The 22198-nt window shown below is 65.4% G+C and carries 20 protein-coding genes; 14 read left to right on the forward strand and 6 right to left on the reverse strand.

Going from position 1 to position 22198, the window contains the following annotated elements:
* Positions 1–967 precede the first annotated feature (967 nt).
* Entirely contained in the window at positions 968–1519 is a 552-nt protein-coding gene (locus tag IEY84_RS26320) for a hypothetical protein (protein ID WP_183552242.1), read from the forward strand.
* 100 nt (positions 1520–1619) lie between these two features.
* Positions 1620–2186 (forward strand): hypothetical protein, encoded by a 567-nt coding sequence (locus IEY84_RS26325; RefSeq protein WP_183552239.1) that lies wholly within the window; start codon positions 1620–1622, stop codon positions 2184–2186.
* Between the two features lie 301 nt (positions 2187–2487).
* Here the strand turns inward: IEY84_RS26325 and IEY84_RS26330 are convergent, their stop codons facing one another.
* Positions 2488–4095 (reverse strand): purine-cytosine permease family protein, encoded by a 1608-nt coding sequence (locus tag IEY84_RS26330; protein WP_183552235.1) that lies wholly within the window; start codon positions 4093–4095, stop codon positions 2488–2490.
* A gap of 412 nt (positions 4096–4507) precedes the next feature.
* Entirely contained in the window at positions 4508–5212 is a 705-nt protein-coding gene (locus tag IEY84_RS26335; protein WP_221209300.1) for a GntR family transcriptional regulator, read from the reverse strand.
* Positions 5213–5561: 349 nt separating this feature from the next.
* Between IEY84_RS26335 and IEY84_RS26340 the strand changes: the two genes are divergently transcribed.
* From IEY84_RS26340 to IEY84_RS26365, 6 genes are all read left to right on the forward strand, one after another.
* Entirely contained in the window at positions 5562–5996 is a 435-nt protein-coding gene (locus tag IEY84_RS26340; RefSeq protein ID WP_183552229.1) for a GlcG/HbpS family heme-binding protein, read from the forward strand.
* A 465-nt stretch (positions 5997–6461) separates the two neighbouring features.
* Positions 6462–7220: an SDR family NAD(P)-dependent oxidoreductase gene (locus IEY84_RS26345; protein ID WP_183552226.1), complete on the forward strand. Its 759-nt coding sequence runs from the start codon at positions 6462–6464 to the stop codon at positions 7218–7220.
* 144 nt (positions 7221–7364) lie between these two features.
* Complete coding sequence (locus tag IEY84_RS26350) at positions 7365–9005, forward strand: GMC family oxidoreductase (protein ID WP_183552223.1); 1641 nt, start codon at positions 7365–7367, stop codon at positions 9003–9005.
* Positions 9002–9460 (forward strand): hypothetical protein, encoded by a 459-nt coding sequence (locus IEY84_RS26355; RefSeq protein ID WP_183552220.1) that lies wholly within the window; start codon positions 9002–9004, stop codon positions 9458–9460. The genes IEY84_RS26350 and IEY84_RS26355 overlap by 4 nt, the downstream gene beginning before the upstream one ends.
* A gap of 685 nt (positions 9461–10145) precedes the next feature.
* Positions 10146–10349 (forward strand): cold-shock protein, encoded by a 204-nt coding sequence (locus IEY84_RS26360; protein ID WP_045548871.1) that lies wholly within the window; start codon positions 10146–10148, stop codon positions 10347–10349.
* Positions 10350–10578: 229 nt separating this feature from the next.
* Positions 10579–10725: a hypothetical protein gene (locus IEY84_RS26365; protein ID WP_179659874.1), complete on the forward strand. Its 147-nt coding sequence runs from the start codon at positions 10579–10581 to the stop codon at positions 10723–10725.
* 13 nt (positions 10726–10738) lie between these two features.
* Here the strand turns inward: IEY84_RS26365 and IEY84_RS26370 are convergent, their stop codons facing one another.
* Positions 10739–11872 (reverse strand): cupin domain-containing protein, encoded by a 1134-nt coding sequence (locus IEY84_RS26370; protein WP_183552218.1) that lies wholly within the window; start codon positions 11870–11872, stop codon positions 10739–10741.
* Positions 11873–11935: 63 nt separating this feature from the next.
* Here IEY84_RS26370 and IEY84_RS26375 point away from each other — a divergent pair, with 63 nt between their 5' ends.
* The 5 genes from IEY84_RS26375 to pstB all read left to right on the forward strand — a co-directional run bounded on the left by IEY84_RS26375 (position 11936) and on the right by pstB (position 16967).
* Complete coding sequence (locus IEY84_RS26375; RefSeq protein ID WP_183552215.1) at positions 11936–12802, forward strand: NUDIX hydrolase; 867 nt, start codon at positions 11936–11938, stop codon at positions 12800–12802.
* A 176-nt stretch (positions 12803–12978) separates the two neighbouring features.
* Positions 12979–14076: a phosphate ABC transporter substrate-binding protein PstS gene (locus IEY84_RS26380; protein WP_183552212.1), complete on the forward strand. Its 1098-nt coding sequence runs from the start codon at positions 12979–12981 to the stop codon at positions 14074–14076.
* Between the two features lie 99 nt (positions 14077–14175).
* Positions 14176–15132, forward strand: coding sequence for a phosphate ABC transporter permease subunit PstC (pstC, locus tag IEY84_RS26385; RefSeq protein WP_183552209.1), 957 nt, complete (start codon positions 14176–14178; stop codon positions 15130–15132).
* A complete protein-coding gene (gene pstA, locus IEY84_RS26390; RefSeq protein ID WP_183552206.1) occupies positions 15129–16184 on the forward strand; it encodes a phosphate ABC transporter permease PstA in 1056 nt (351 codons plus the stop codon). The genes pstC and pstA overlap by 4 nt, the downstream gene beginning before the upstream one ends.
* Positions 16185–16193: 9 nt before the next feature.
* Positions 16194–16967, forward strand: a complete 774-nt coding sequence (gene pstB / locus IEY84_RS26395; protein WP_183552203.1) for a phosphate ABC transporter ATP-binding protein PstB — start codon at positions 16194–16196, stop codon at positions 16965–16967.
* 106 nt (positions 16968–17073) lie between these two features.
* Here the strand turns inward: pstB and IEY84_RS26400 are convergent, their stop codons facing one another.
* The 3 genes from IEY84_RS26400 to IEY84_RS26410 form a co-directional block, all read right to left on the reverse strand.
* On the reverse strand, positions 17074–18075 hold the full coding sequence (locus IEY84_RS26400; protein ID WP_183552200.1) for an inorganic phosphate transporter: 1002 nt from the start codon (positions 18073–18075) through the stop codon (positions 17074–17076).
* Between the two features lie 4 nt (positions 18076–18079).
* Positions 18080–18697 carry a DUF47 domain-containing protein gene (locus IEY84_RS26405; RefSeq protein ID WP_183552197.1) on the reverse strand — a complete coding sequence of 206 codons (618 nt, stop codon included), beginning with the start codon at positions 18695–18697 and terminating at the stop codon, positions 18080–18082.
* 81 nt (positions 18698–18778) lie between these two features.
* Positions 18779–20974, reverse strand: coding sequence for an RNA degradosome polyphosphate kinase (locus IEY84_RS26410; RefSeq protein ID WP_183552194.1), 2196 nt, complete (start codon positions 20972–20974; stop codon positions 18779–18781).
* Positions 20975–21078: 104 nt separating this feature from the next.
* Between IEY84_RS26410 and IEY84_RS26415 the strand changes: the two genes are divergently transcribed.
* Positions 21079–22137, forward strand: a complete 1059-nt coding sequence (locus IEY84_RS26415; RefSeq protein ID WP_229789044.1) for an alpha/beta hydrolase — start codon at positions 21079–21081, stop codon at positions 22135–22137.
* Positions 22138–22198 lie beyond the last annotated feature (61 nt).

The following is a 22198-nucleotide window of genomic DNA, read 5'->3' on the forward strand; positions in this document are numbered from 1 at the left end:
AAGACCACCAGACGTGTCACCGATGTCTTGATGCAGAACTGTCACCGATGTCCTGGGAGATGACACGTCGAAGAAACGCCTCAACCTCGCATTGATCGAACAAACGTTCTAATCTGCTCTTATGCGGGAGGCGATACCGACACACGTCTGGGTTGACGTGACAGACGCGTGGGGACACAACTCGGATCCCGGCATCTTGCTGATGTGGCAGAAGAGCCGCCAGGGCGAGTGGGAGGGTTGGGTCATGTATGTGTCGACGTACTCCACCGGTCACGGTCTGAGAGCACACGTCACCCAATCGTGGGTCAATGCCGCGCACATCCGCGAAGCCGACAGTCGCCCGCCTTCTTCGTAGAGAAGCTCGAGGCCTTCGGTCGAGAGGTCGCGCGCCGCGACCCCGCCGAGAGCCGCGAGCAGGTCCGCAAAGAAGCCCAGGTCGACCGCTTGTACTGAAGTCGATCATCGATTTGGTGTAGGCGTGGGAAGTGGTTCGCGCAAAGACCTCCTTGAGCGCACCATGGCTGTCAGCCTTGCCCGGTGGATACTGCGACGCTCAGTCTGCTCATCGGTAGCTTCGCTGCTCTAGTGGCGCTCGGAGACGTCGCGTTCAGCGCCTATTCCTGGAGGCGCGGGGGAGCGCGCCTGGACGTCAGGGCCACATCTTTGGTGACCACCGACTTCCTTTTGGGGACCGAGTTGTTCGTCGCGATCGAAGCAACGAACTCAGGGCGGACCCCGACCACAGTGTCAGGGTTCGGGTATTTGCCACGATCAGGTGGCGTACTGCTGATCACCGAGTCTGCCGTCGGAATCGACCGCTTGCCCAAGCGCCTAGATCCGGGGGAGTCGGCTATGTATGCAACGAGACCCAGCGAATTGCGGGAGGCAGCCGCAAAGCAGGGCGCCGACCCGATGACGTGTGTCCCCTATGCCAACTGCGGGCACGGGCGGTTCAAGGGGAAGATCGATGACAAAGCTCGTGCTCTCATCGCCAATGAATCTCTGTAGACAGGTCGGAGCGATGACACCCGAAACTTGGTCAGCGCTCGCCGCGTGGGCAGCTGTCATTGTTGCCATCTGCGCAGCGGTCTGGGCAGCGGCCAACGGCAAGCGGGCGCACAACGAAGCGAGCGCAGCGCGAGCCTCCGGCGATGAAGCCCAACAGGCCAATCTCGACGCTCAGCGGGCCAGCCGCGACGCACAGGAGCAGATCGCCACCAGCGTCGGCAAGCTCGCTGACCTGCACGCTCTCCCAGACGTGACCCTATCGATTGAGCGTGGCCAATTGGGAAACACCTACGACCTGGTGAACACGGGCACCCACCCCGCGACGGGAGTCAAGATCGACACAATCCCCGATGTCCACACCGAGCGTCTGCCTGACGGGGTGATGGTTGAACCCGGCGAACGGTACACATTCGTCCTGGTTCGCTCCCCTCGTACATTCCAGCTCGGTCATCTGGCGGTGAAGTGCAACGAGCTTCCTCGGCCGGCACTGTTGCCTTTGCCCTTCAGATGAGGCCAGGAGATCAGGCATCGCGAGTGTCGGTGGCCCGCTACGAACAATGTGATTCGTCGACTTCGACTTGCGGAGCGGACAACGCTGCGACGATTGCGCCGTGGAGCTTACGCAGCAGTTCGTCACTCTTGGGGCAGTAGTCGTTGGTGCTGCGATGTCGTACCTCGCAGCTACTGCAACCGAGCGTCGTCGGCATCGCAATGAAGCGGCGGCCAGATGGGAGCAGCGCCGGGTCGACCTCTACGCCGACTATGCAGAGGTCGCCAAGCGGATCCTGCGCCAGACGGAGGACGTTGGGAAGCTCGATCCATCAAGCGACGATTTTGGTGCGGCCGCGTCACGGCTCCGGACGCTCGAAGAGGACCGCTCCGCACTCTTCGAGCGGCTGATGCTCATTGGTGACCGCGCCACGATCGAGGCGGCGCACAAGCTCAACCACGTCATGTGGACGCTTCAGAGCGAGTTGCCTGGCGCAGTTCCGTACACGCCGAAATGGCACGAAACGCCGTGGGTCGTGCCGCTGAACGACTTGCACGCCTGTGCGCGTGCTGCCGTCCTGAATCCGAAGCGTGCCGACCTCTCAACCGACTTTCCGGTCGATGTGTCTAGCACTCTGGTCCAGTTCGACCCTGGCGAGGGGACGAGTCAGCCGCGGGCCGGCTCGTGAGAGGTCATGTGTCGTCAGTAGGTTCCCGGCTCTGGCTAGGGCCAAGTCGGCTGGGGACCGCACATACACCCGTTCAAGCTAGGTGTTGTCCTGCCCGTGGCGCCTCGCGCGGAGAGACCGGTCCACGCGACGCAGAATGATCCGGGTGGGCCCAATGCGGCGTGCCCGGTTCCAGATGGGCGGGTCATCAGACCGCGGAAACGCACGTATGGCGGACTCGGCGCTGGGCTGTGCCCGCCGGTTGACCTTGACGGCCGCTCGGCTCACCCGTGGGACCGGGCGAGCCGGGCGGCCGTCGCGTCTACTTGCGAACCGTCGACGGTGGCTGCGACACAGGTTTCGCGATGCGTCCCAAGGACTGGCACTTGAGACACAGAATGATCGTGTCATCAGCTCCCGTGTCCATCTCAATAGCGGCGTAGCTCAGTTTGCATCGGTGGCACCTGATGCGCGTGTTCCAGAGGTCCGCGACTTGGTCGCGGATTCGATCTGGCCGGTTTGGGGCGTGCGCTGTTGCGTTGATGAGTCGCATGGCGATGTATCCGGCGGCGGCTACCGTGAACGTGATCAGCGGTGCGAGCGCGGAGGCGGTTGGGAAGTGCCCAGGGGTTTCGACCAGGAGGATGCCGAGGGCCGTTGAACCGACCCAAAGGTAGAAGCCTGGAGCGACGTTCTTGAGGCGCTCGGGCCGGAACTCGACGTCTTTTCCTCGGTCAAGCCACCAGCCGACGAGTTGGATGCCCATCCAGGACGCTAGAAGGCAGCCCATCCACGCGAGGGCGGTTGCCAAGTAGCTGAAGATGTCGGTGAACATCACGATTAGGACGACGGCAGAACCCAGCAGAACCCATGCTCGCCTAGACAGGTTCTTGGTCGTGAAGTGGGAAACGAACCGCTCAGCGCTGATGGACATGTAGTAGAAGTTTGCGGTGTTGATGCGGACCTGGGATACGACGATCACGATCAGCCCGACGACACCTAGCGAAGCGATGACGCCCTGTACCGCCCCGATTTCAGTCGGCTCCACGCCGGGCTGTCCGTAGGCCAGTGCGACGATGAGGATCCCGGCGATGGCGTTGAAGAGGTAGGCGACCAGCCAAAACAGGATGCCGAAGGTGACACTGGCATGGAATTTGGTGTCCTTGGGCTCTGCCATTCGGGCTGAATCCTGGATTTCGGGGAGCACGATCCACACGCCCATGTAGAGGACGAAGATGGTTAGCCAACCGGGCAGACCGGTCCCGGCAGCTGTGGGGTGGTCGAAGAGATCCCAGCGGCCGTCCCAACCGAACCGGCTGCCAGCTACGAGTACTGCGGCCAGTACGCCGAAGAAGTAGATGGGCATGGAGACCCCGTTCAGCAGGCCGAGCCACGTGCGCATCCCGCCGAGCATGAGTGGGAGCGTTCCGACGACGACCACCGCGTACCAGACTCTGATGTCGCCTACTCCAAAGTAGGTCTGGAGCGCAGCTGCCATGACGCTTCCCTCGAACACGGCATAGAAGGCGGTCCCAAGGGTGATGATCAGGGGGCAGATCGCGGCACCCGATACGCCGAACAACTCCCGGGACATCAGCGTCGAGTTCAGTCCAGTGCGGATGGCCTTGACTGTTCCGAGACCGCCAAGTACGGCGTAGGAAACGCATGTGAGCGTCACTCCGATGAGCGCCTGCTCTATCCCTACCAGGGTTGCGGCGAGTGCCCCGTAGTACACGAAAGCCATGGCGCTGGCGATCGACGACCAGCTGCCTAGAATCGGGGCTTTGCTCAGCCTGGCTGAGAACGGGACGACGTGGTCGGTGTACTCCTCGTGCGTCTGTTCCTCGATGACTCGGGGATCGTCGCCACGACTCAGTTCGAGGTCTAGAGGCGGATCGGACTGCTGAGACTGCAGAGGGTCGCTCGTCATGTCGGTTCCTTCGGTGAGGCCGGTTCGGTGGCCCTGTGCCGCTATTGGCGAGGTGGCTAGGAGTCGCCTGCTTCCGAGTGGCTGTGGCGACTCACTCGCCTGAGGCACGGGCTTTGAGATGCAGATCACAGTACGAATTGTTCAACGATCCTGCAATCCAATGAGTGAACAATTTGCCTTCCGTCCATGCAGTGAGACGGCCCTGAGGTGACGGTCAGTGACGGGGTTGCGGCCGCGACCCCGGCGGGGTGGGGGCGCCTGGCGAGCTTGAGATGCCATGTCTGGCCGCTGCCGATGAATGTTGCGCCGAGGCGTGTCGGGGCGTTGGGGGAAGAGATTTGTGGGCCGGCAGGGATCGCGGTGGGTGTTTCCGAATGCGCCGAGGTTCCTGGGCCGGGTCGAAACGCTGCTGCTACTGACCCGCTGCTCGGTCGAAGGCGGTGAGGAGCTGCTGGCAGGCGGTGTCTAGGTAGGCGTCTAGGCGGTCGGCGGCGGCCGTCCAATTGCCGCGCTCGAGCAACTCGCAGATCTCGACGTTCAGGGCGAGGTGGGGCGAGTGGAAGTCCTTGATTGGCTGCATGAGAACGAAGGCCAGGCGCATTTCCGCGAGAAGTTGGCGCATGGTCGCGTTCATTCGATCATTGCCGGCAAGGGCTGTGATGGCCATGTGGAAGTTCATGTTCGCGGTTCCGACGGCTCGCCAATCGTCTTGTTCGGCGGCGACAAGCCCATTGGTCACCGCCAGCCGCACGGCATGCAGCCGCGTAGGCGTGTGTGAGCGGTGTTGTCGGATGGCGCCGAGCTCCACCATCTTGCGGAACTGGTAGATGTCGGAGATGTCTGCGCTAGTCAGTTCCCGCACGAAGACGCCACGGTTGAATTTGTGTACCAGCAGTCCTTCGTGGGCAAGCAGGCGAAACGCCTCTCGAAGAGTGTTCCGGGATACCGACAGTGCTCGGGCGAACGCCTCTTCCGACATGCGGGTCCCGGGCAAGATGCGTCCCTCGGTCAGGTAGGACCGCAGGAGGTCGGCGACTCTCTCGCCAGTGCCTACCACCAAGGGCTTGGCGTCCGGGTCGTCGAACAGCTCCTGGATCCGCTGCTGGTCGGTAGTCACTGGGGTTCCCCTCGTCGATCGACACATGGCTTCCCGTGTGTGCAGCGCCGCTGGTCTGGTGAGTCTATGTGAACAATCCTCATTTGGGCCAATGGGGTCGAAGGTTGCTGGCGGAGCGGGCGAAGACAGGAAAATTCGGTCAACCTATTGATGAATGTGTGAACAATCCTTAGGCTGCGGGAGTGGCGCCAGTCACGGTGCTCGATCAAATGAGGCCCTGGAGTTGGGGCGGAACCACATGCGGTCAACGCCTGTACTCCACTCGCGTGGCAGTGCAGTCACGAACGGCTGGGGCTCTGTCCACGACGAACCTGGCCTCGCCACTCCCGTACACCAATGAGGATCGAACATGAGGATCACCATCCAGGACGCGCAAATCGCGATCGAAGCTGGTCTACACGCAGCGGCTGAGCGCCAGGTGCCGTCCGCAGTCGCTGTGGTGGACTCAGGCGGAAATCTCCTCGCCTTCGCCAGCCACGAGGACGCCATGCTGGCTGGGCGCGATCTGTCTATTGCCAAGGCATACACAGCTCTATCGCTGCGCAGGGACACAGCGGCTCTTGCGGAGTCCGTCCTCCCCGGCGGCCCCTTCTTTGGGCTCAATACGGCATTGCCCGGCAAGCCGTTGGTCACGTTCTCTGGAGGCAAACCATTGATTCTGGAGATCGGAGGGCAGGTCGTGGGTGGGGTGGGTGCTTCGGGCGGCACCCTTGAGGACGACGAAGCCGTCAGCGCCGCGGCAGCACATGCAGTCCTAGAGCTTCGGGCGCGGGGCGGCGCGTGATGACCTCCGAACTGCGGGTCCGCGCTACCTGGATCTCCACGCACATGTTCGGTGGATTGGACGCCGGGCTCGATCAGCGGTGCCGAGGCTTGCCTACGCCCCGCGCGTACCGCTCGGTGCCGAATTGGCAGCAATGTTCCAGAGCCTGACACGTCTGGATCTCTGAAGGTCGTATCGGCCGCAGCAGTGACCATCACTATCACCGATGGTGTCGTTTCTTGTGGCCTGCTGTCATGGTCAGCTCGCGGCTACTGTCCCGGGCCTTGAGCGTTTCTGATCGGTTCCATCGAGCCAGGTTCACGGATGAGACGCAGCCTTGGGCATGAGGATCGGCCGCGACGACGATCGGCAGTCCCGCGTGAAATGCCGCGTCGAATGAGTCCATCTAGGTACAAGCCAAGGAACCTGGCGAATCATCTCCAAACCACCAACGCTCGCGTCAAGGGCACAGAAGGAGCAGCTGTCATGCAATTGTCTGGGAAAAGGATCCTTGTCACCGGCGGGGCCAGCGGGATCGGGCGGGCAACCGCCATGGCGGCCGCGGCAGAAGGCGGGGACCTTACGCTGGTCGATCTCAACGAGGTCGACTTAGAGCGAACCGCCCAGGAGGTCCGTGCCAAGGGCGTGCGCTGCACCACCTACACGACCGACCTCAGTGACCCTGTCGCCGTGTCCACCATGGCCACAGAGGTCCTTGAGCAGGAGGGTTCACCCGATGCCATTGTGTGTAGCGCCGGCATCCAACGCGCCGGACGGGTAGAAGACTTCGACGTGGCCGACTGGGACGCACTCATGAGCGTCAACTCGCGCTCCTGCTTCCTTGTAGCCCGACACTTCATCGGCGCCATGCGTGCGGCCGGCCGAGGTGGCGCGATCATCAATATCGCAAGCCTCGCCGGCATCGCAGGAGGACCCGGGATGACTGCCTACTCAGCCTCCAAGGGTGCCATCGTGGCCTTCTCCAAGGCGCTTGCCAACGAGGTCGCCGACGCTGACATCCGAGTGAACAGCGTGTGCCCAGGCTGGATCGACACACCCTTCAACCAGCCGGCGATCGATGACATGGGCGGGCTGGCAGCCCAAGCGGCCATGATTGAACGCATCGTCCCCCTGAGGCGTCAGGGAACCCCGGACGAGGTCGCTCAACTCGTGGTGTTCCTCTCCTCAGACGCCTCTTCCTACGTCACAGGACAAGCAATCGTGATCGATGGAGGCGTGCGATGAGTGACTCCGGCTGTGCCGGCATGGTGACGGCCGAACTCGCTTCTCCGCACGGACGGAATGTCCCGATGCGTCCGCACCAGCATCCCGAGGACTGTTGGAATCACGCCTGAGCCGCTGACCCCCTGAGCAACCTAAGGAGAAGACATGACCCACCATCCCACCTGGAGCAGCCTCCCTGACGTGGCCGACGTCCTCGTCGTGGGCGCCGGCCCCGCAGGAGCAGCCATAGCCAAAGGGTTTGCCGATGCCGGCATGAGTGTCGTCTGCCTCGAGCAAGGTGACTGGCCCGACTACAGCAGCGCCCGGTCCGACCAACCTGCGTTTGAAGTGGCCGCGGGCAAGGCCTGGTCTGCACTGCCTAACGTGCGAGAGGGAGTCGGTGACTATCCCATCGACGAGTCCGAGTCCGACATCAGTGCGTTGATGTGGAACGGCATCGGTGGAAGCGTGATGCTCTACGCGGGGCAGTGGATGCGCAACATGCCGTCAGACTTTCGAGTGAGGACATTGGACGGTGTCGCCGACGACTGGCCGTTCACTTACGAAGACTTGGTGCCCTACTACGCCAAGGCTGAGCACGATTTTGCTGTTGCTGGCTACCACGGCGACCCGGCCGTGCCCGACTCTGCAACCTACCCAATGCTCGCGGCTCCCATCGGCGAGGGCGGCCGGCGGGTGGCCCGAGGCCATAACAAGCTCGGCTGGCACTGGTGGCCGGGTTCGAACGCGATCGCCACACGAAACTACGGACGACTCAAGGCCTGCGTCCAGCGTGGGACATGCATTTGGGGCTGCGTCGACGGTGCCAAGAGCACGCCGGACATCACTCACTGGCCAGACCTGATCGCGCGCGGCGTTCACGTCGTAGCCCGAGCTGCGGTGTGGAAGATCGAGACGAACGAGCGCGGGCTGGCCACCGGTGCAGTGTTCTTCGACGCCCAAGGCGTCGAGCGGAGGCAGCGAGCCAAGGTCGTCGTCCTCGCGGCTAATGGTGTCGGCACGCCACGCATCCTTCAGATGTCCGCGGACGCACGCCACCCGGACGGTCTCGCGAACTCTTCCGGGCTCGTTGGCAAGCGACTGATGATGCACCCCTACGCCGCCGTCGTGGGCATGTTCGACGACCCGATCGGCACGACTCAAGGCATCTACGGTCAACTAGTCTATTCACTGGAGTTCTACGAGACCGATCCGTCGCGTGGGTTCGTTAGAGGGGCAAAGTGGAACCTGATGCCTACGGGCGGCCCAATCGCGATGATGCGTCCCTTCCCGTGGGGTGACAACAGCGATATGTGGGGCGAACCTTTCCATCGCACGGTCAAGACGCGGCTCAACCATTCGATTACCTGGGGCATCACCTGTGAGGATCTCCCCGAGGAGCGCAACCAGGTCCTGCTTAGCGACCAAGAGACTGACGCCTATGGGCTCCCCGCGGCGCGGATCGTCTATCAGACCTCTGACAACAGCCGACGGATGCTCGACTTCATGTCCGCGCGGGCACAGGAGTCCTTGATCGCCTCCGGCGCCTCGAGCGTGAGCGTTGCACCTCAGGTGCGTGAGACCGGCTGGCATCTTTTGGGCACGACGACAATGGGGGTAGACCCCAAGACGTCGGTGGTCAACGGGTACGGCGTGACTCACGACATCCCCAACCTGGTAGTGGCCGACGGGAGCACTTGGCCGACGTCCGCAGGTATGAACCCCACGGCGACGGTTGTCGCCATGGCGCTACGCACGGCTGAACACCTCGTCTCCGGACGCTCTCACCAGGAGGTTCCTGCATGACCAGCAAAACGATTACCCATGCGCAAAGCCTGTGGACCGACGAAGAGCGGGCGACGCTTAGCGTAATCGCAGACTTGTTGATCCCCGCCGGTCAAGGAATGCCTGCCGCATCGCAAGCCGGAGTCGCGGGCGACGGAATCGATGAAGTGGGCACGCTGAGACCCGATCTCGTTCAGGCCGCCAAGATGGTCACCGGCCAGTTCGCAGATGCGGCCCCCTCCGACCTCGACGAGCTCCGCGAACTCGCCAAGGATCACTTTGCTCCACTGAGCGAACTACTTGCGAGCGCCTACTTTCTCCGTCCGGAGGTGGCAGACGCGATTGGCTACAGGCAGCGCATCGAGATCCCGCTGGATTCCGAGGCCACACGGGAAGCGGAGTTCTCAGATCTGGTCGCCCCGGTGCTCGGGCGCGGAAACGTGTGGCGCACAACCCCGTCGGGCCAGCGGTCGTAGACGGCGGGAGCGAGTAGGAAGGCACCGAGCAAGATTGTGGAGCACCGGGGGTCGACGAACCTGCCGAAGCAATGCCCCGACGGACGGTATCGCCTGTCCACGGTGGCCAGGGAGGGGAGCACGCTTGCTCAAGACGCCGCTGGTTAGGCGATGACGGTCAGCCGGGCACTGGGCCAGCGCTGATTGCCGAAGAGCGGGCGCCTCCCCTATTTCTCCCCGCGAGACGCGTCTGTGTTGCGTCCAGGCAGGTCAGAGTCGGCTGAGCAGTCCACTTTTAATCCATGGGTCGTCGGTTCGAGACCGACACGGCCTACCAGATCAGACCCCCGCCCGGGGCCCGGGCGGGGGTCTTCTGCTGTCCGGAAGCGATCTCGGAGACGGTCGGCAAACGTCCCGCTGAGCGGCCGTTTCACGGCTCTGTCGCGCAACCTTCACCGCTTCGCGGGGAAAACGATCGGCCAAGGGGGGTTCGCACCGGCCCGCGAGTTGCTAATGTCACTCCCGCAACAGGAGCAAGTTCCAGAAGGTCTGACGCCTGCGGAGTTTGTGAGCCAACGGCGTTTCTGCTCTGTGCCCGCCCGGACCTCGGTTCGGGGAACACAGGTCGGAGCGACGTGTCACCCGCCCCTGATGCGGGGCTACCGAACCTGGTGGCCTCTCGCCCCGACTAAGGAGTAACGAGCAGATGGCTCAGGGCACCGTTAAGTGGTTCAACGCCGAGAAGGGTTTCGGCTTCATCGCGCAGGAGGACGGCGGCGACGACGTCTTCGTGCACTACTCTGCGATCCAGACCAACGGCTACAAGTCGCTGGACGAGAACCAGAAGGTCGAGTTCGACGTCACGCAGGGCCCGAAGGGTCCGCAGGCGGAGAACGTTCGTCCTCTCTGATTGGCTCGCTGAATATCAAGACGATCTCGGGTTCGGCGTAAGCCGACACTGATCATCTGCATCGAGGCCCCAGCCGTTGGCTGGGGCCTCGTGGTCTGATTGGAGCACTCTCAGACTTCTGTGTCACGCTTGATATGACAACTTTTGATGGTTCTTGGCCGATCAGCACGCAGATCCACCGAGACTGGGCGATGATGTGAGGACGAGGTCTGAGGGTGAGGAGGCGGGCGTGGCTGACCAGTTCGATGTGACTCTGGAAGATCCCGAGCTGCTCCTCGAGGTCGAGCTCACCACCAACCTCATCGTGGCCGCCAGCGAGTCCGATGATCACCTCTCCCAGGAGGAGATCGACCGCATCCTGGGGATCATCCCCTGAAGGACGTACGTCCTCAGCAGGTCGCGAAGAGCAGCGGACCGTTCGCCAGGTCGGAGAGCACGGCAGAGCCGTCCTTCGGCTGCAGCTGCATGGTGACGACCGCATCCTCGGCTGCGACCTTGCCGAGCTCGAACCGCTCGTCGAACGTTCCGCCCTGGCCGGGCGCCGGCCCGACGGCGAGCTTGGCCCGGGTGTCAGCGTTGGTGCGCGCCTGATCGTCGTTCTCGAACGACATCGCGACGCGTACGTACCCGTTCGGTTCTGCCGCCATACCGAAGCCCGCGATCGGGTTGACGTCGCCGGCGGCATCGATGAGCCCCTCGGCCTGGTCCTGGTCAGCTGCCGAGGCGCCGCCGAGCCCGATCTCGCTGCAGGTGAAGTCTCCGTCGTAGACGAACGCCGAGAGCGGGTCGCCGAGTCGGTCGGCGGCGTCCGTCATCGGCTCGGCGAGATCGCCCTCGCCCAGGTTCTCGATCTGGTCACCGAGATAGCGCCGGCCGTCCGAGGCCACGATGAGGTTCCGCTCCGGCAGGAAGGCGAGGTAGGTGAGCTGCGGGGAGATCGTGGAGTCGATCCCGGAGTCGGTGAAGCTGGAGAACGAGACCAGGGTGCCGTCCCAGACGCCGCCGTCGGCGGGATCGTCCTCAGGAGCGGTGAACCCCATCGAGGTGAGCTGCTCGACCAGGTGGTCGGCGTCCATGTCCTCGAGGTGCGCGACCATGAGCGCCCCCTCGGCGGACTGGGTGTAGAGCTCCCAGTCGAGGGTCGCCGGTGACCAGCCGAAGTGCTGCTGCAGCAGCCCCGAGGCGTCGGGCAGCACCGAGGACGAGGTGAGGTCCTTCGTGTAGGCCTCGTCGATCATCTCGTGGACCTCTGCCGGCGTGGAGTCGGCGTCGAGGTCGGCGCCGACGCTCTCGCGGATACCGGCCCAGTCGGTGAACGAGACCCGCGTCGCCTCGCTGGGGGCCAGGCGCAGCGCCTCGTCGAGGTCACCGCCGCGGGCGGCCCACGTCCGGGCCAGGAAGATCACCAGCGCCACGACGAGGACGCCCACCGCGATGGTCAGCAGGGGGTGGGCGCGTACGACTCGGGATGATCGACCGGCCCACGTGCGGGTGCCGTCGAGAAGCTGGGGGGTGCGGAGCATCCCGACGAACCTTAGACGAAGCGGTCACCCAACTGGTACACCCAGCCGACATACCCTGTGCCCATGCCCGAGATCCCGGCCGCCGGCGTAGTGGTCTTTCGCGAGCACGACGGCCTGCCCGAGGTGGCGCTGGTCCACCGACCCAAGTACGACGACTGGTCCTTCCCCAAGGGCAAGGTCGATCCCGGGGAGACGGTCCCGGTGGCCGCGATCCGTGAGGTGCGCGAGGAGACCGGCCTGCGGGTCGCGCTCGGCCGCCCGCTCCGGCGGCAGCGCTATCCGGTCGAGGCAGGACAGAAGGTGGTCCACTACTGGGTCGGGCGCGTCGCGGCCGGCACCGACGACGACGTCGACGGCTATCAGATCAACGACGAGATCGACGACGTCGAGTGGCTCCCCGTGGAGAAGGCGCGCGAGCGGCTCACCTATCCGCACGACCGGGCCACGCTGGCGGAGGCCACGGACGTACGCCACCCCACCACGCCCCTCGTCGTCCTCCGCCACGCCTCGGCCGTCGGTCGTTCATCCTGGTCCCGTGCGGACCAGGAGCGGCCGCTGGACGACACCGGACGGGCCCAGGCGGTCACCCTGGCCGGTCTGCTGATGGCCTACGACATCGGCCGGGTGATCACCTCGACCAGCGTCCGCTGCGTCCAGTCCGTCGCGCCGTACGCCGGGATGGCCGGCATCTCGGCCGAGCAGCTGAGACTGCTCAGCGAGGAGGGGGCGGAGGGAGGTAGCGTGTCGGCCCTGGCCGCGGATCTCCTGCGTGAACTGGCCGTTCCGACGGTGATCTGCACGCACCGACCGGTGCTGCCCTGGGTCTTCGGCGGCCTGGGTGTGCGTGACCCGAAGCTGGCGAAGGGCGAGCTGATGGTGCTGCACGTGCGGGCCGGTGACGTGTGTGAGGTGGAGACGTTTCAGGCCTGAGGGCGGCTTGCGGCTCGCCTGTTCATCTTCTGTCCTTGGAACTGACGTCGATTTGCCATCGACTCTGAATCCCACGTTCAGCCTGTGTTCACCTACGCCGAGTTTCCCGTCCACCTCGGGTCCCTACGGTCGTCGCGACAACTCCGAATCGACTGCATCATCATCAGGAGACTTGCGTGAACACCACCTCGCTGCGCCGGGCACTCGTCCCGGGCATCACGGCTGCGACCCTTGCCCTTGCGATCAGCGCCTGTGGCGCCGCCAACGAGGAGCCCAGCGGTAGCGACGGGGAAGGCACCCTCTCGGGCACCATCAAGGGTGGCGGAGCCTCCTCTCAGGAGAAGGGCCAGGCGGCATGGGTCGCCGGCATCCAGGACGCGAACCCCGACCTCAGCGTCGTCTACGAGCCCGTTGGCTCCGGCTCGGGTCGTGAGGGCTTCATCACCGGCGGCTACCTCTTCGCCGGCACCGACTCGGCCCTCAACGACGACGAGGGCGAGCTGACCAAGGCCAAGGAGCAGTGCGGCGCCGACCCGATCCAGGTCCCGGCGTACGTCTCGCCGATCGCGGTCGTCTTCAACGTCGAGGGCGTCGACGAGCTCAACCTCGACCCCAAGACCCTCGCCGGCATCTTCTCGGGCAAGATCACCAAGTGGAACGACCCGGCGATCGCCGCGACCAACCCGGACGCCAAGCTCCCGGACAGCGCGATCACCCCGGTCCACCGCTCCGACGACTCCGGCACCCAGGAGAACTTCACCGAGTATCTCGCGGCCGCCGGTGGCTGGGCCGAGGAGCCGTCCGGTGAGTGGCCCGCCTCCATCAAGGGCGGCGAGGGCGGCGACGGCACCGCCGGCGTCGTGACCGCCATGCAGGGTGCCGGCTACATCGGCTTCATGGACGAGTCCGCCGCGCGCGAGAACGACCTCGCCACGGTCAAGGTCCAGGTCGGCGAGGAGTTCGTCGCGCCGAGCGCCGAGGCCGCCTCGAAGATCCTGGCCGCCTCCAAGTCGGTCGGCACCAGCGACAACGACATGGCCGTCGAGGTTGCCCGGACCACCACCGAGGCCGGCGTCTACCCGGTCGTGCTGGTCTCCTACCTGCTGGCCTGCCCGACCTACGAGAACGCGGAGGACGCGGCCAACGTGAAGGGCTACCTGGAGTACATCCTCTCCGAGGAGGGCCAGGAGACCGCCTCCGAGGACGCCGGCTCCGCGCCGCTCGACCGCGAGATCGCGGACAAGGCGCTGGAGCTCGTGGGCGCGATCAAGTAGTGCCCACAAGTCTGACGTGATCGCCGTTCGGGCGGTGGCTACGGCCGCCGCCCGTACGGCTGTCTTGAGAACCGAAACTAGAAAGTCGAGGAATGCCTTGTGACTGTCGCCGCTGACCCCGGCGCCGACCCTGGCGTTGACACGAAGTCGGAGCTGTCCGGCCGTGGCTCGATGGGGGATGTCGTCTTCCGAGGCATCGCCGTCATCGCCGCCACACTCATCATGGTGGCCCTGGCAGCCGTCTTCATCTTCCTGGGCATCGAAGGCATCCCGGGCTTCAGTGTGGACGAGCAGCACTACGCCGGCCAGGGCTCCTTCCTGGGCCTGGTCGTGCCGCTGCTGTACGCCACCATGTACGCCGCCGTCCTGGCACTGATCGTCGCGGTCCCCTTCAGCGTGGCGATCGCGCTCTTCATCAGCCACTACGCTCCGCGCCGGATCGCCACCCCGGTGGCGTACGTCATCGACCTGCTCGCCGCGGTCCCGTCGGTCGTCTTCGGCCTGTGGGGTGCGGTGGTGCTCGGTCCGTACCTCGTGCCGACCCATGCCTGGCTCTCCGAGAACCTGGCCTGGCTGCCGTTCTTCGACGGCCAGCCCTCCGGCAACGGCCGCACGCTGTTCACCGCATCGATCGTGCTGGCCGTGATGATCCTGCCGATCATCACCTCGATCTGCCGCGAGGTCTTCGCGCAGACGCCGCGACTGCACGAGGAGGCGGCGCTGGCGCTCGGCGCGACGCGCTGGGAGATGGTCCGCTACGCGGTCTTCCCCTACGCCCGCTCCGGCATGGTCTCGGCGGTCATGCTCGGCCTCGGGCGGGCACTGGGTGAGACCATGGCGATCGCGATGATCGTCTCGCCGAAGGTCCTCATCTCGCTGTTCATCATCGGCACCAACAACCCCGAGACCATCGCGGCGCACATCGCCCAGGGCTACAAGGAGAGCACGCCCGACCGGCTCTCCGTGCTGATCGCGACCGGCCTCGTGCTGTTCGCGTTCACCTTCCTGGTCAACGCGCTCGCCCGCTGGATCGTCGCCCGAGGGAGGGCCAAGTGAGCAATACCGACCTCTCCAACGAGGAGACGAAGCTCTCCCATGCCACGCTTCCGCGAGGTGCCCAGTGGCTCGTCGGCGTCGCAGCCGTCGCCCTCGGTGGCCTCGCCCTGGTGCTCGGCATGGGCATCGTCGGGGCCGCCGTCATCGGTCTGCTCGGGTTCCTGATCGGCTACCCGTTGTGGGCGCTGCTGGTGGAGAACCGGCGCTCGGCGACCGACAAGCTCGTCACCGGGCTGGTGTGGACCGCCTTCGCGGTCGCGGTCATCCCGCTGATCTGGCTGGTCTACACCGTCGTCTCCAGGGGCGCCGCGACACTCAGCCCGGAGTTCCTCACCTACTCGATGCGTTCGGTCACGGGCGACGAGCAGGGCGGTCTCTACCACGCACTGATGGGCACCCTGATCGTCACCGGCATCGCCGCGGTGATCTCGATCCCGATCGGCATCATGACCGCGATCTACCTGATCGAGTACGGCAAGGGCAACCGCCTCGCCAAGACGATCACCTTCCTGGTCGACGTCATGACCGGCATCCCGTCGATCGTCGCCGGTCTGTTCGCGTTCGCGCTCTTCACCCTCCTCGTCGGGCCGGGCACACGCTTCGGTTTCGGCGGGGGTGTCGCGCTCTCGCTGCTGATGATCCCGACCGTCGTCCGTTCGACCGAGGAGATGCTCAAGCTGGTCCCCGACGACCTGCGCGAGGCTGCGTACGCCCTCGGGGTGCCGAAGTGGCGCACCATCACCAAGATGGTGCTCCCGACCGCCATCGGCGGCATCGTCACCGGTGTCGTGCTCTCGATCTCGCGAGTGATCGGTGAGACCGCACCGCTGCTGGTCGCCTCCGGGTTCAACCCGAACCTGAACACCAGCCCATTCGAGGACAGCCCGATGATGACTGTGCCGGTCTTCATCTACACCCAGCTGTCCGAGGCCACGGCGAAGGGCGTCGAGTACGCCTGGGGTGGAGCACTGGTGCTCTTCATCCTCGTCATGGTCCTCAACCTCATCGCCCGTATCGTCGGCACGATCTTCGCCCCCAAGACCGGGCGCTAGGAGAAACACATGTCCATCCAAGTCAAGGACACCAGCATCTTCTACGGCGACTTCAAGGCCGTCGAGGACGTCACCATGTCCATCAAGCCGAAGTCGGTGACCGCCTTCATCGGGCCCTCCGGCTGCGGCAAGTCGACCTTCCTGCGCACCCTCAACCGGATGCACGAGGTCATCCCCGGCGCCTACGTCGAGGGGAAGATCTCGATCCACGGCCAGGACATCTACGGTCCGAACGTCGACCCGGTAGCCGTACGCCGCAAGGTCGGCATGGTCTTCCAGCGGCCGAACCCGTTCCCGACGATGTCGATCTACGACAACGTGCTCGCCGGCAACAAGCTCAACTCCAAGCGGATCAAGAAGTCCGAGGCGGACTCGATCGTGGAGAGCGCGCTGCGTGGCGCCAACCTGTGGAACGAGGTCAAGGACCGCCTCAGCAAGCCCGGTATGGGCCTCTCCGGGGGTCAGCAGCAGCGGCTCTGCATCGCCCGTGCGATCGCGGTCCAGCCCGAGGTGCTGCTCATGGACGAGCCGTGCTCGGCGCTCGACCCGATCTCGACCGCCGCGATCGAGGACCTCATCCACGAGCTGAAGTCCGACTACACGATCGTGATCGTCACCCACAACATGCAGCAGGCCGCCCGGGTCTCCGACGACACCGGCTTCTTCAACCTGAAGGCCGCCGGCCAGCCGGGTCACCTGGTGGAGTTCAACCCCACCAAGCAGATGTTCACCAAGCCGGACAACCCGGACACCGAGGCCTACATCTCGGGTCGCTTCGGCTAAAGCCCGGCCGAGTCGGCTCATCCTGACGAGAAAACCCGCCGAGTCGGCGCGTCATGACGCGCCGACTCGGCGGGCTTTTGAGTCAGAACGCGCCGACTCGACGTGGTTACGGCAGCTGGAAGACGAAGTGGCAGAGCAGATAGACGAGCGCCGCAACACTGCCCGCCGCGGGGAACGTGAAGACCCAGGCCATGACGATGGACTTCGCGACGCCCCAGCGGACCGCGGAGAATCGCTTGGTCGCGCCGACACCCATGATCGACGAGGTGATCGTGTGGGTGGTCGAGATCGGGGCCTCCCAGACGTACGCCGTGGTGTAGAGCACCGAGGCGGCGACCGACTCGGCGGCGAAGCCGCGCGAGGGGTCCAGGTGGATGATGCGACGGCCGAGGGTGCGCATGATGCGCCAGCCGCCGGACATGGTGCCGAGGGAGATCGCGGTGGCGGCGGCGGCGATGACCCAGAACGGCAGGTCGTCGCCCTCGGAGAGGAAGCCACCGGTGACCAGGGCGAGGAAGATGACGCCCATGGTCTTCTGTGCGTCCTGGAGGCCGTGGCCGAGCGCCATCGCGGCGGCCGAGATCGTCTGGGCGATCCGGAACCCCTTCTGCGCCTTGTGCGGGTTGGCGCGCCGGAAGATCCACATGATCGCGAGCATCACGCCGAAGCCGAGGGTGAAGGCCACCACCGGCGAGACGAACATCGGGATGACGACCTTCTCCAGCACCGTCATCCAGTTGACGAACGCGCCGGCGGCGATCGCCGATCCGGCCAGGCCGCCGATCAGGGCGTGCGACGAGGAGGAGGGAAGACCGAAATACCAGGTGATCAGGTTCCACGCGATCGCGCCGAGCAGCCCGGCCATCACGACGGTCAGACCATGCGCTCCCGATGGTGGCGTGATGGTGTCGGAGACGGTGTGGGCGACCTTCTGGCCCAGGAAGGCACCGACGAAGTTCATCACCGCCGCGAGCAGAAGGGCGATGCGAGGCGTGAGGGCGCGGGTGGACACGGAGGTCGCGATGGCGTTGGCGGCGTCGTGAAAGCCGTTGGTGTAGTCGAAGACGAGGGCGACGACGACCACCGCGATGACGATGGCAAGTTCCACGGTGTCAGGATTCCTTGACGGCGATCTGCTCGACGGTGTTCGCGACCTTCTCGAACGCGTCGATCGCATCCTCGAGGGACTCGACGATGTCCTTCAGCTTGAGGACCTCCATCGCGTCGTACTCACCGGAGAAGAGCTTGGCGAGGATGCGACGGTGGTTCTTGTCGCCCTGGTTCTCGAGACGGTTGATCTCGATCCAGTACTCCGAGAGCTCCTTCATCGAGCGAAGGTTGGGCATGGAGGACGCGGTCAGCTCGGCGCAGCGCTGGAGCACGGTGACCTGGTCGGAGAGCTCCGGCGGCAGGATGTTGACGCCGTAGACGAAGATCTGGTCGACGACCTCGTCCATCGAGTCCATCACGTCGTCGAGACCGGAGCCGAGGGCGTAGATGTCCTCGCGGTCGAAGGGCGTGACGAAGGTCGAGTTGACCTTCTTGACGATCTCGTGGGTGGTCTCGTCAGCGGCATGCTCCGCGTCGCGCATGCGTCGCGCGACGTCCTCGCGATCGGCTGTGTCGCTGAGCATCTCGGCGAGCAGCGAGACACCGCCGACGAGGTGGTTGGCGGACTCGGCGAACAGATCGTAGAACGACGTGTCGACCGGGCGGATACGGAAACGCACGGGGGGCTCCTGGCTGGATGAGGCAGACCTGCGGGCTCATGTTAGGCGAGTCCGCTTGACACGACGAAAGTCAGGGCGTGTTCAGCCTGTCGAGGCGCGCCTGCGCTGGCGCTGCCGTGTGATCAACATCGCCTGGAGATGGTGGGGAGCGTGGTTGCGGGTCCAGGTCCCGTCCGGTCCGAGGACCCAGGCGTCAGTGGTCGGCTCGAAGGCCATGTCGAACAGTGCGCCGACCTCCGCCACGAGCTCGGGGGTGGGGAGACGTACGAGGGCCTCGACCCGGCGGTCGAGGTTGCGGTGCATCATGTCGGCCGAGCCGATCCAGGCGCTCGGTCCGTCGCCGTCGTCGGGGGTGCCGTTCTCGAACCAGAAGATCCGGGAGTGCTCCAGGAAGCGACCCAGGATCGAGCGCACCTCGATGGTCTCGCTGAGCCCCTCCACCCCCGGGCGGAGCGCGCAGATGCCGCGCACCAGCAGCTGCACGGGCACGCCTGCCTGGGACGCCAGATAGAGGGCGTCGATGATGGCCTCGTCGACCACGGAGTTGGCCTTGAGCCGGATCCGGGCGGGCCGTCCCGCCAGATGGTGGGCGATCTCGGCGTGGATCTGCTCGATCAGACCGAGACGTACGTTGCCGGGGGCGACCAGGAGCTGGCCGTAGGTCGCCTCGCGGCTCCAACCGGAGAGGTTGTTGAACAGGTGGGCGACGTCCTCGCCGATGGCCTCGTCGGTGGTGATCAGCCCCATGTCCTCGTAGAGCCTGGAGGTCTTGGGGTTGTAGTTGCCGGTGCCGATGTGGGTGTAGCGACGGATGGTGCCGTCGGGCTCCTCACGGACCACCATCGCCAGCTTGCAGTGGGTCTTCAGGCCGACCAGGCCGTAGACCACGTGACAGCCGGCCTGCTCGAGCTTGCGCGCCCAGCGGATGTTGGCGACCTCGTCGAAGCGCGCCTTGATCTCGACCAGCACCAGGACCTGCTTGCCGGCCTCGGCGGCGTCGATCAGAGCATCGATGATGGGGGAGTCGCCCGAGGTGCGGTAGAGGGTCTGCTTGATCGCCAGCACCCGCGGGTCGGCGGCCGCCTGCTCGATGAAGCGCTGCACGCTCGTCGCGAACGAGTCGTAGGGATGATGGAGGAGTACGTCGCTCCGGCGCGCTGCCTTGAAGACGTCGACCGGTGCGGCGCTCTCGACCGGCGCCAGGGACGGGTGGGTGCTCGGCAGGAAGGCCGGATACTTCAGCTGACCGCGGTCGATGTCGGCGATCCCGTGGAGCCCGCGCAGGTCGAGCGGGCCGGGCAGCCGGAAGACCTCCTTGTCGGAGATGCCGAGCTCGGAGACCAGCAGGTCGAGCGTGGAGTCGGTCATCGACTCCTGCACCTCGAGGCGTACGGGAGGGCCGAAGCGGCGCCGCAGCAGTTCCTTCTCCAGCGCGGTGAGGAGGTTCTCGGTGTCGTCCTCCTCGACCTCGAGGTCCTCGTTGCGGGTGACCCGGAACGTGTGCACCTCGATGATCTCCATGCCCGGGAAGAGCTTCTGCAGCCGCTCGGCCATGACCTCCTCCAGCGGCACGAAGCGGTCGTTGCCGAGCGGGACGAACCGGGCGAAGATCGGCGGCACCTTGACCCGGGCGAAGTGCTTCTTCTTCGTCTTCGGGTCGCGCAGGCGGACGGCGAGGTTCAGCGAGAGGCCGGAGATGTAGGGGAACGGGTGGGCCGGGTCCACCGCGAGCGGCGTCAGCACCGGGTAGACCCGCTCCTTGAACAGCTTCTTGCAGGCCTTGACCTCCTCGGGGGTGAGGTCCTCCCAGTGCAGCAGCTGGATGCCCTCCTCGAGCAGCGCCGGTTTCACCTGCTCGCGGAAGATCGCGGCATGGCGCTCGGAGAGCTCCCGAGTCTTCTGCCAGATCAGCTCGAGGACCTCGCGCGGCATCAGCCCGCTCGCGGCCTTGACGGCGACGCCTGCGGCGATCCGTCGCTTCAGCCCGGCCACGCGGACCATGAAGAACTCGTCCAGGTTGGAGGTGAAGATCGCCAGGAAGCGTACGCGCTCCAGCAGCGGCAGCGTCTCGTCCTCCGCCAGTTCCAGCACCCGCTCGTTGAACCGCAGCCACGACAGCTCCCGGTCGAGGAACCGGTCCTCGTACTTCTCGACCTCGGCCAGCGCCTCGTGATCCGGGATGTATTCGGGCTCGACGTCGAACGGCTGGTCGGGAACCGCGGTCAGGCTCACGGTGTCCTCGGCCGACCGGGTGGGGGCCTGCGGGTCGAGACTCATGGGGCCAGTCTTTCATCCGAACTCATGGCTGGAGCTCTGAATCCATCGTACGTCTGGTGAACTATCTGTTACACCGTGTCCCTACTAGCGGGTAGGTTGGGCACATGTCGATTCTCGCGCGTGCGTCGTCCCTGGTCGATCCGATGCTGATGCCGGTGCTCACCCCGGTCAAGAGCCTGGCGTTCGCCACGGTGATGAACCTGCCGGCCGCGGTGCAGCGGCGGATCGTCGGGAAGCCGGTGACGTACGACGGGCAGACGCTCGCCGTGGACACCCAGATCATGCTCGCGCTGATGAAGGTGTCGGGGGAGCCGGACCCGTCGACGCTGCCGATCCCGAAGGGACGGGTGGCGCTGCTGCGGCAGTCGCAGATGGGTGGCGGCCGCCAGGAGATCGGGTCGGTGCGCGACCTCTGGGTCGCGGGGCTGAAGGCGCGGCTCTATGTGCCGGAAGGCGTCTCGGGGAACGCTCCGCTGCTGGTCTTCCTGCACGGCGGCGGCTTCATCTTCGGGGACCTCGACTCCCACGACGCTCCCTGCCGGCTGCTGGCCAGCGAGTCGGGGGCCAAGGTGCTCTCGATCGACTACCGGCTGGCTCCCGAGTCGCCGTTCCCAGCGGCGTACGACGACTCTGTCGCGGCGTTCCGGTGGGCGGTCGAGCATGCGGCCGAGCTCGGTGCGGACCCGGCCCGGATCGGGGTCGGCGGCGACTCGGCGGGCGGCAACCTGGCGGCCGGGGTCGCGCTCGCGGTCGGCGAGGACTGCGCCTTCCAGTTGCTCATCTACCCGGTCACCCAGTCGGAGGCGAACACCCGCAGCCGCGAGGAGCTCAGCGAGGGCTTCTACCTCACCGCTGACTTCATCGCGGCGGCCACCGACAACTACCTGCCTGCGGGCATCGACCGCCGCGACCCCCGCCATGCTCCGCTGCACGCCGAGATCCCGACGAGCGGGGTCGCCCCGGCGTACGTCGCGACCGCGGGGTTCGACCCGCTGCGCGACGAGGGTGAGGCGTACGCGGCCAAGCTCGAGGCGGCCGGGGTGAAGGTCGCCCACAAGCGCTTCGCCGACCAGATCCACGGGTTCCTGAACGTGGTCGGCGCCGGGCGTACGTCACGCTCCGCTGTCCTCGAGCTCGCTCAGGTCCTGCGCGACAACCTCTAGCTGTACTCAGCCAAGAGGTTGGTGACACTCCGGGTCGGTTGTTGACCTAGCGAAGACCTCC

The sequence above is a fragment of the Nocardioides albus genome (assembly GCF_014648255.1).
Taxonomy (GTDB): domain Bacteria; phylum Actinomycetota; class Actinomycetes; order Propionibacteriales; family Nocardioidaceae; genus Nocardioides; species Nocardioides albus.

What these genes read in the sequence shown, in the direction of transcription:
- IEY84_RS26375 (WP_183552215.1), top strand. Translation starts at nt 11,936, where the DNA reads ATGCCCGAGATCCCGGCCGCCGGCGTAGTGGTCTTTCGCGAGCACGAC.
- IEY84_RS26415 (WP_229789044.1), top strand. Translation starts at nt 21,079, where the DNA reads ATGTCGATTCTCGCGCGTGCGTCGTCCCTGGTCGATCCGATGCTGATG.
- IEY84_RS26410 (WP_183552194.1), bottom strand. Translation starts at nt 20,974, where the DNA reads ATGAGTCTCGACCCGCAGGCCCCCACCCGGTCGGCCGAGGACACCGTG.
- IEY84_RS26360 (WP_045548871.1), top strand. Translation starts at nt 10,146, where the DNA reads ATGGCTCAGGGCACCGTTAAGTGGTTCAACGCCGAGAAGGGTTTCGGC.
- IEY84_RS26345 (WP_183552226.1), top strand. Translation starts at nt 6,462, where the DNA reads ATGCAATTGTCTGGGAAAAGGATCCTTGTCACCGGCGGGGCCAGCGGG.
- IEY84_RS26350 (WP_183552223.1), top strand. Translation starts at nt 7,365, where the DNA reads ATGACCCACCATCCCACCTGGAGCAGCCTCCCTGACGTGGCCGACGTC.
- IEY84_RS26370 (WP_183552218.1), bottom strand. Translation starts at nt 11,872, where the DNA reads ATGCTCCGCACCCCCCAGCTTCTCGACGGCACCCGCACGTGGGCCGGT.
- IEY84_RS26320 (WP_183552242.1), top strand. Translation starts at nt 968, where the DNA reads ATGACAAAGCTCGTGCTCTCATCGCCAATGAATCTCTGTAGACAGGTC.
- IEY84_RS26330 (WP_183552235.1), bottom strand. Translation starts at nt 4,095, where the DNA reads ATGACGAGCGACCCTCTGCAGTCTCAGCAGTCCGATCCGCCTCTAGAC.
- pstB (WP_183552203.1), top strand. Translation starts at nt 16,194, where the DNA reads ATGTCCATCCAAGTCAAGGACACCAGCATCTTCTACGGCGACTTCAAG.
- IEY84_RS26340 (WP_183552229.1), top strand. Translation starts at nt 5,562, where the DNA reads ATGAGGATCACCATCCAGGACGCGCAAATCGCGATCGAAGCTGGTCTA.
- IEY84_RS26355 (WP_183552220.1), top strand. Translation starts at nt 9,002, where the DNA reads ATGACCAGCAAAACGATTACCCATGCGCAAAGCCTGTGGACCGACGAA.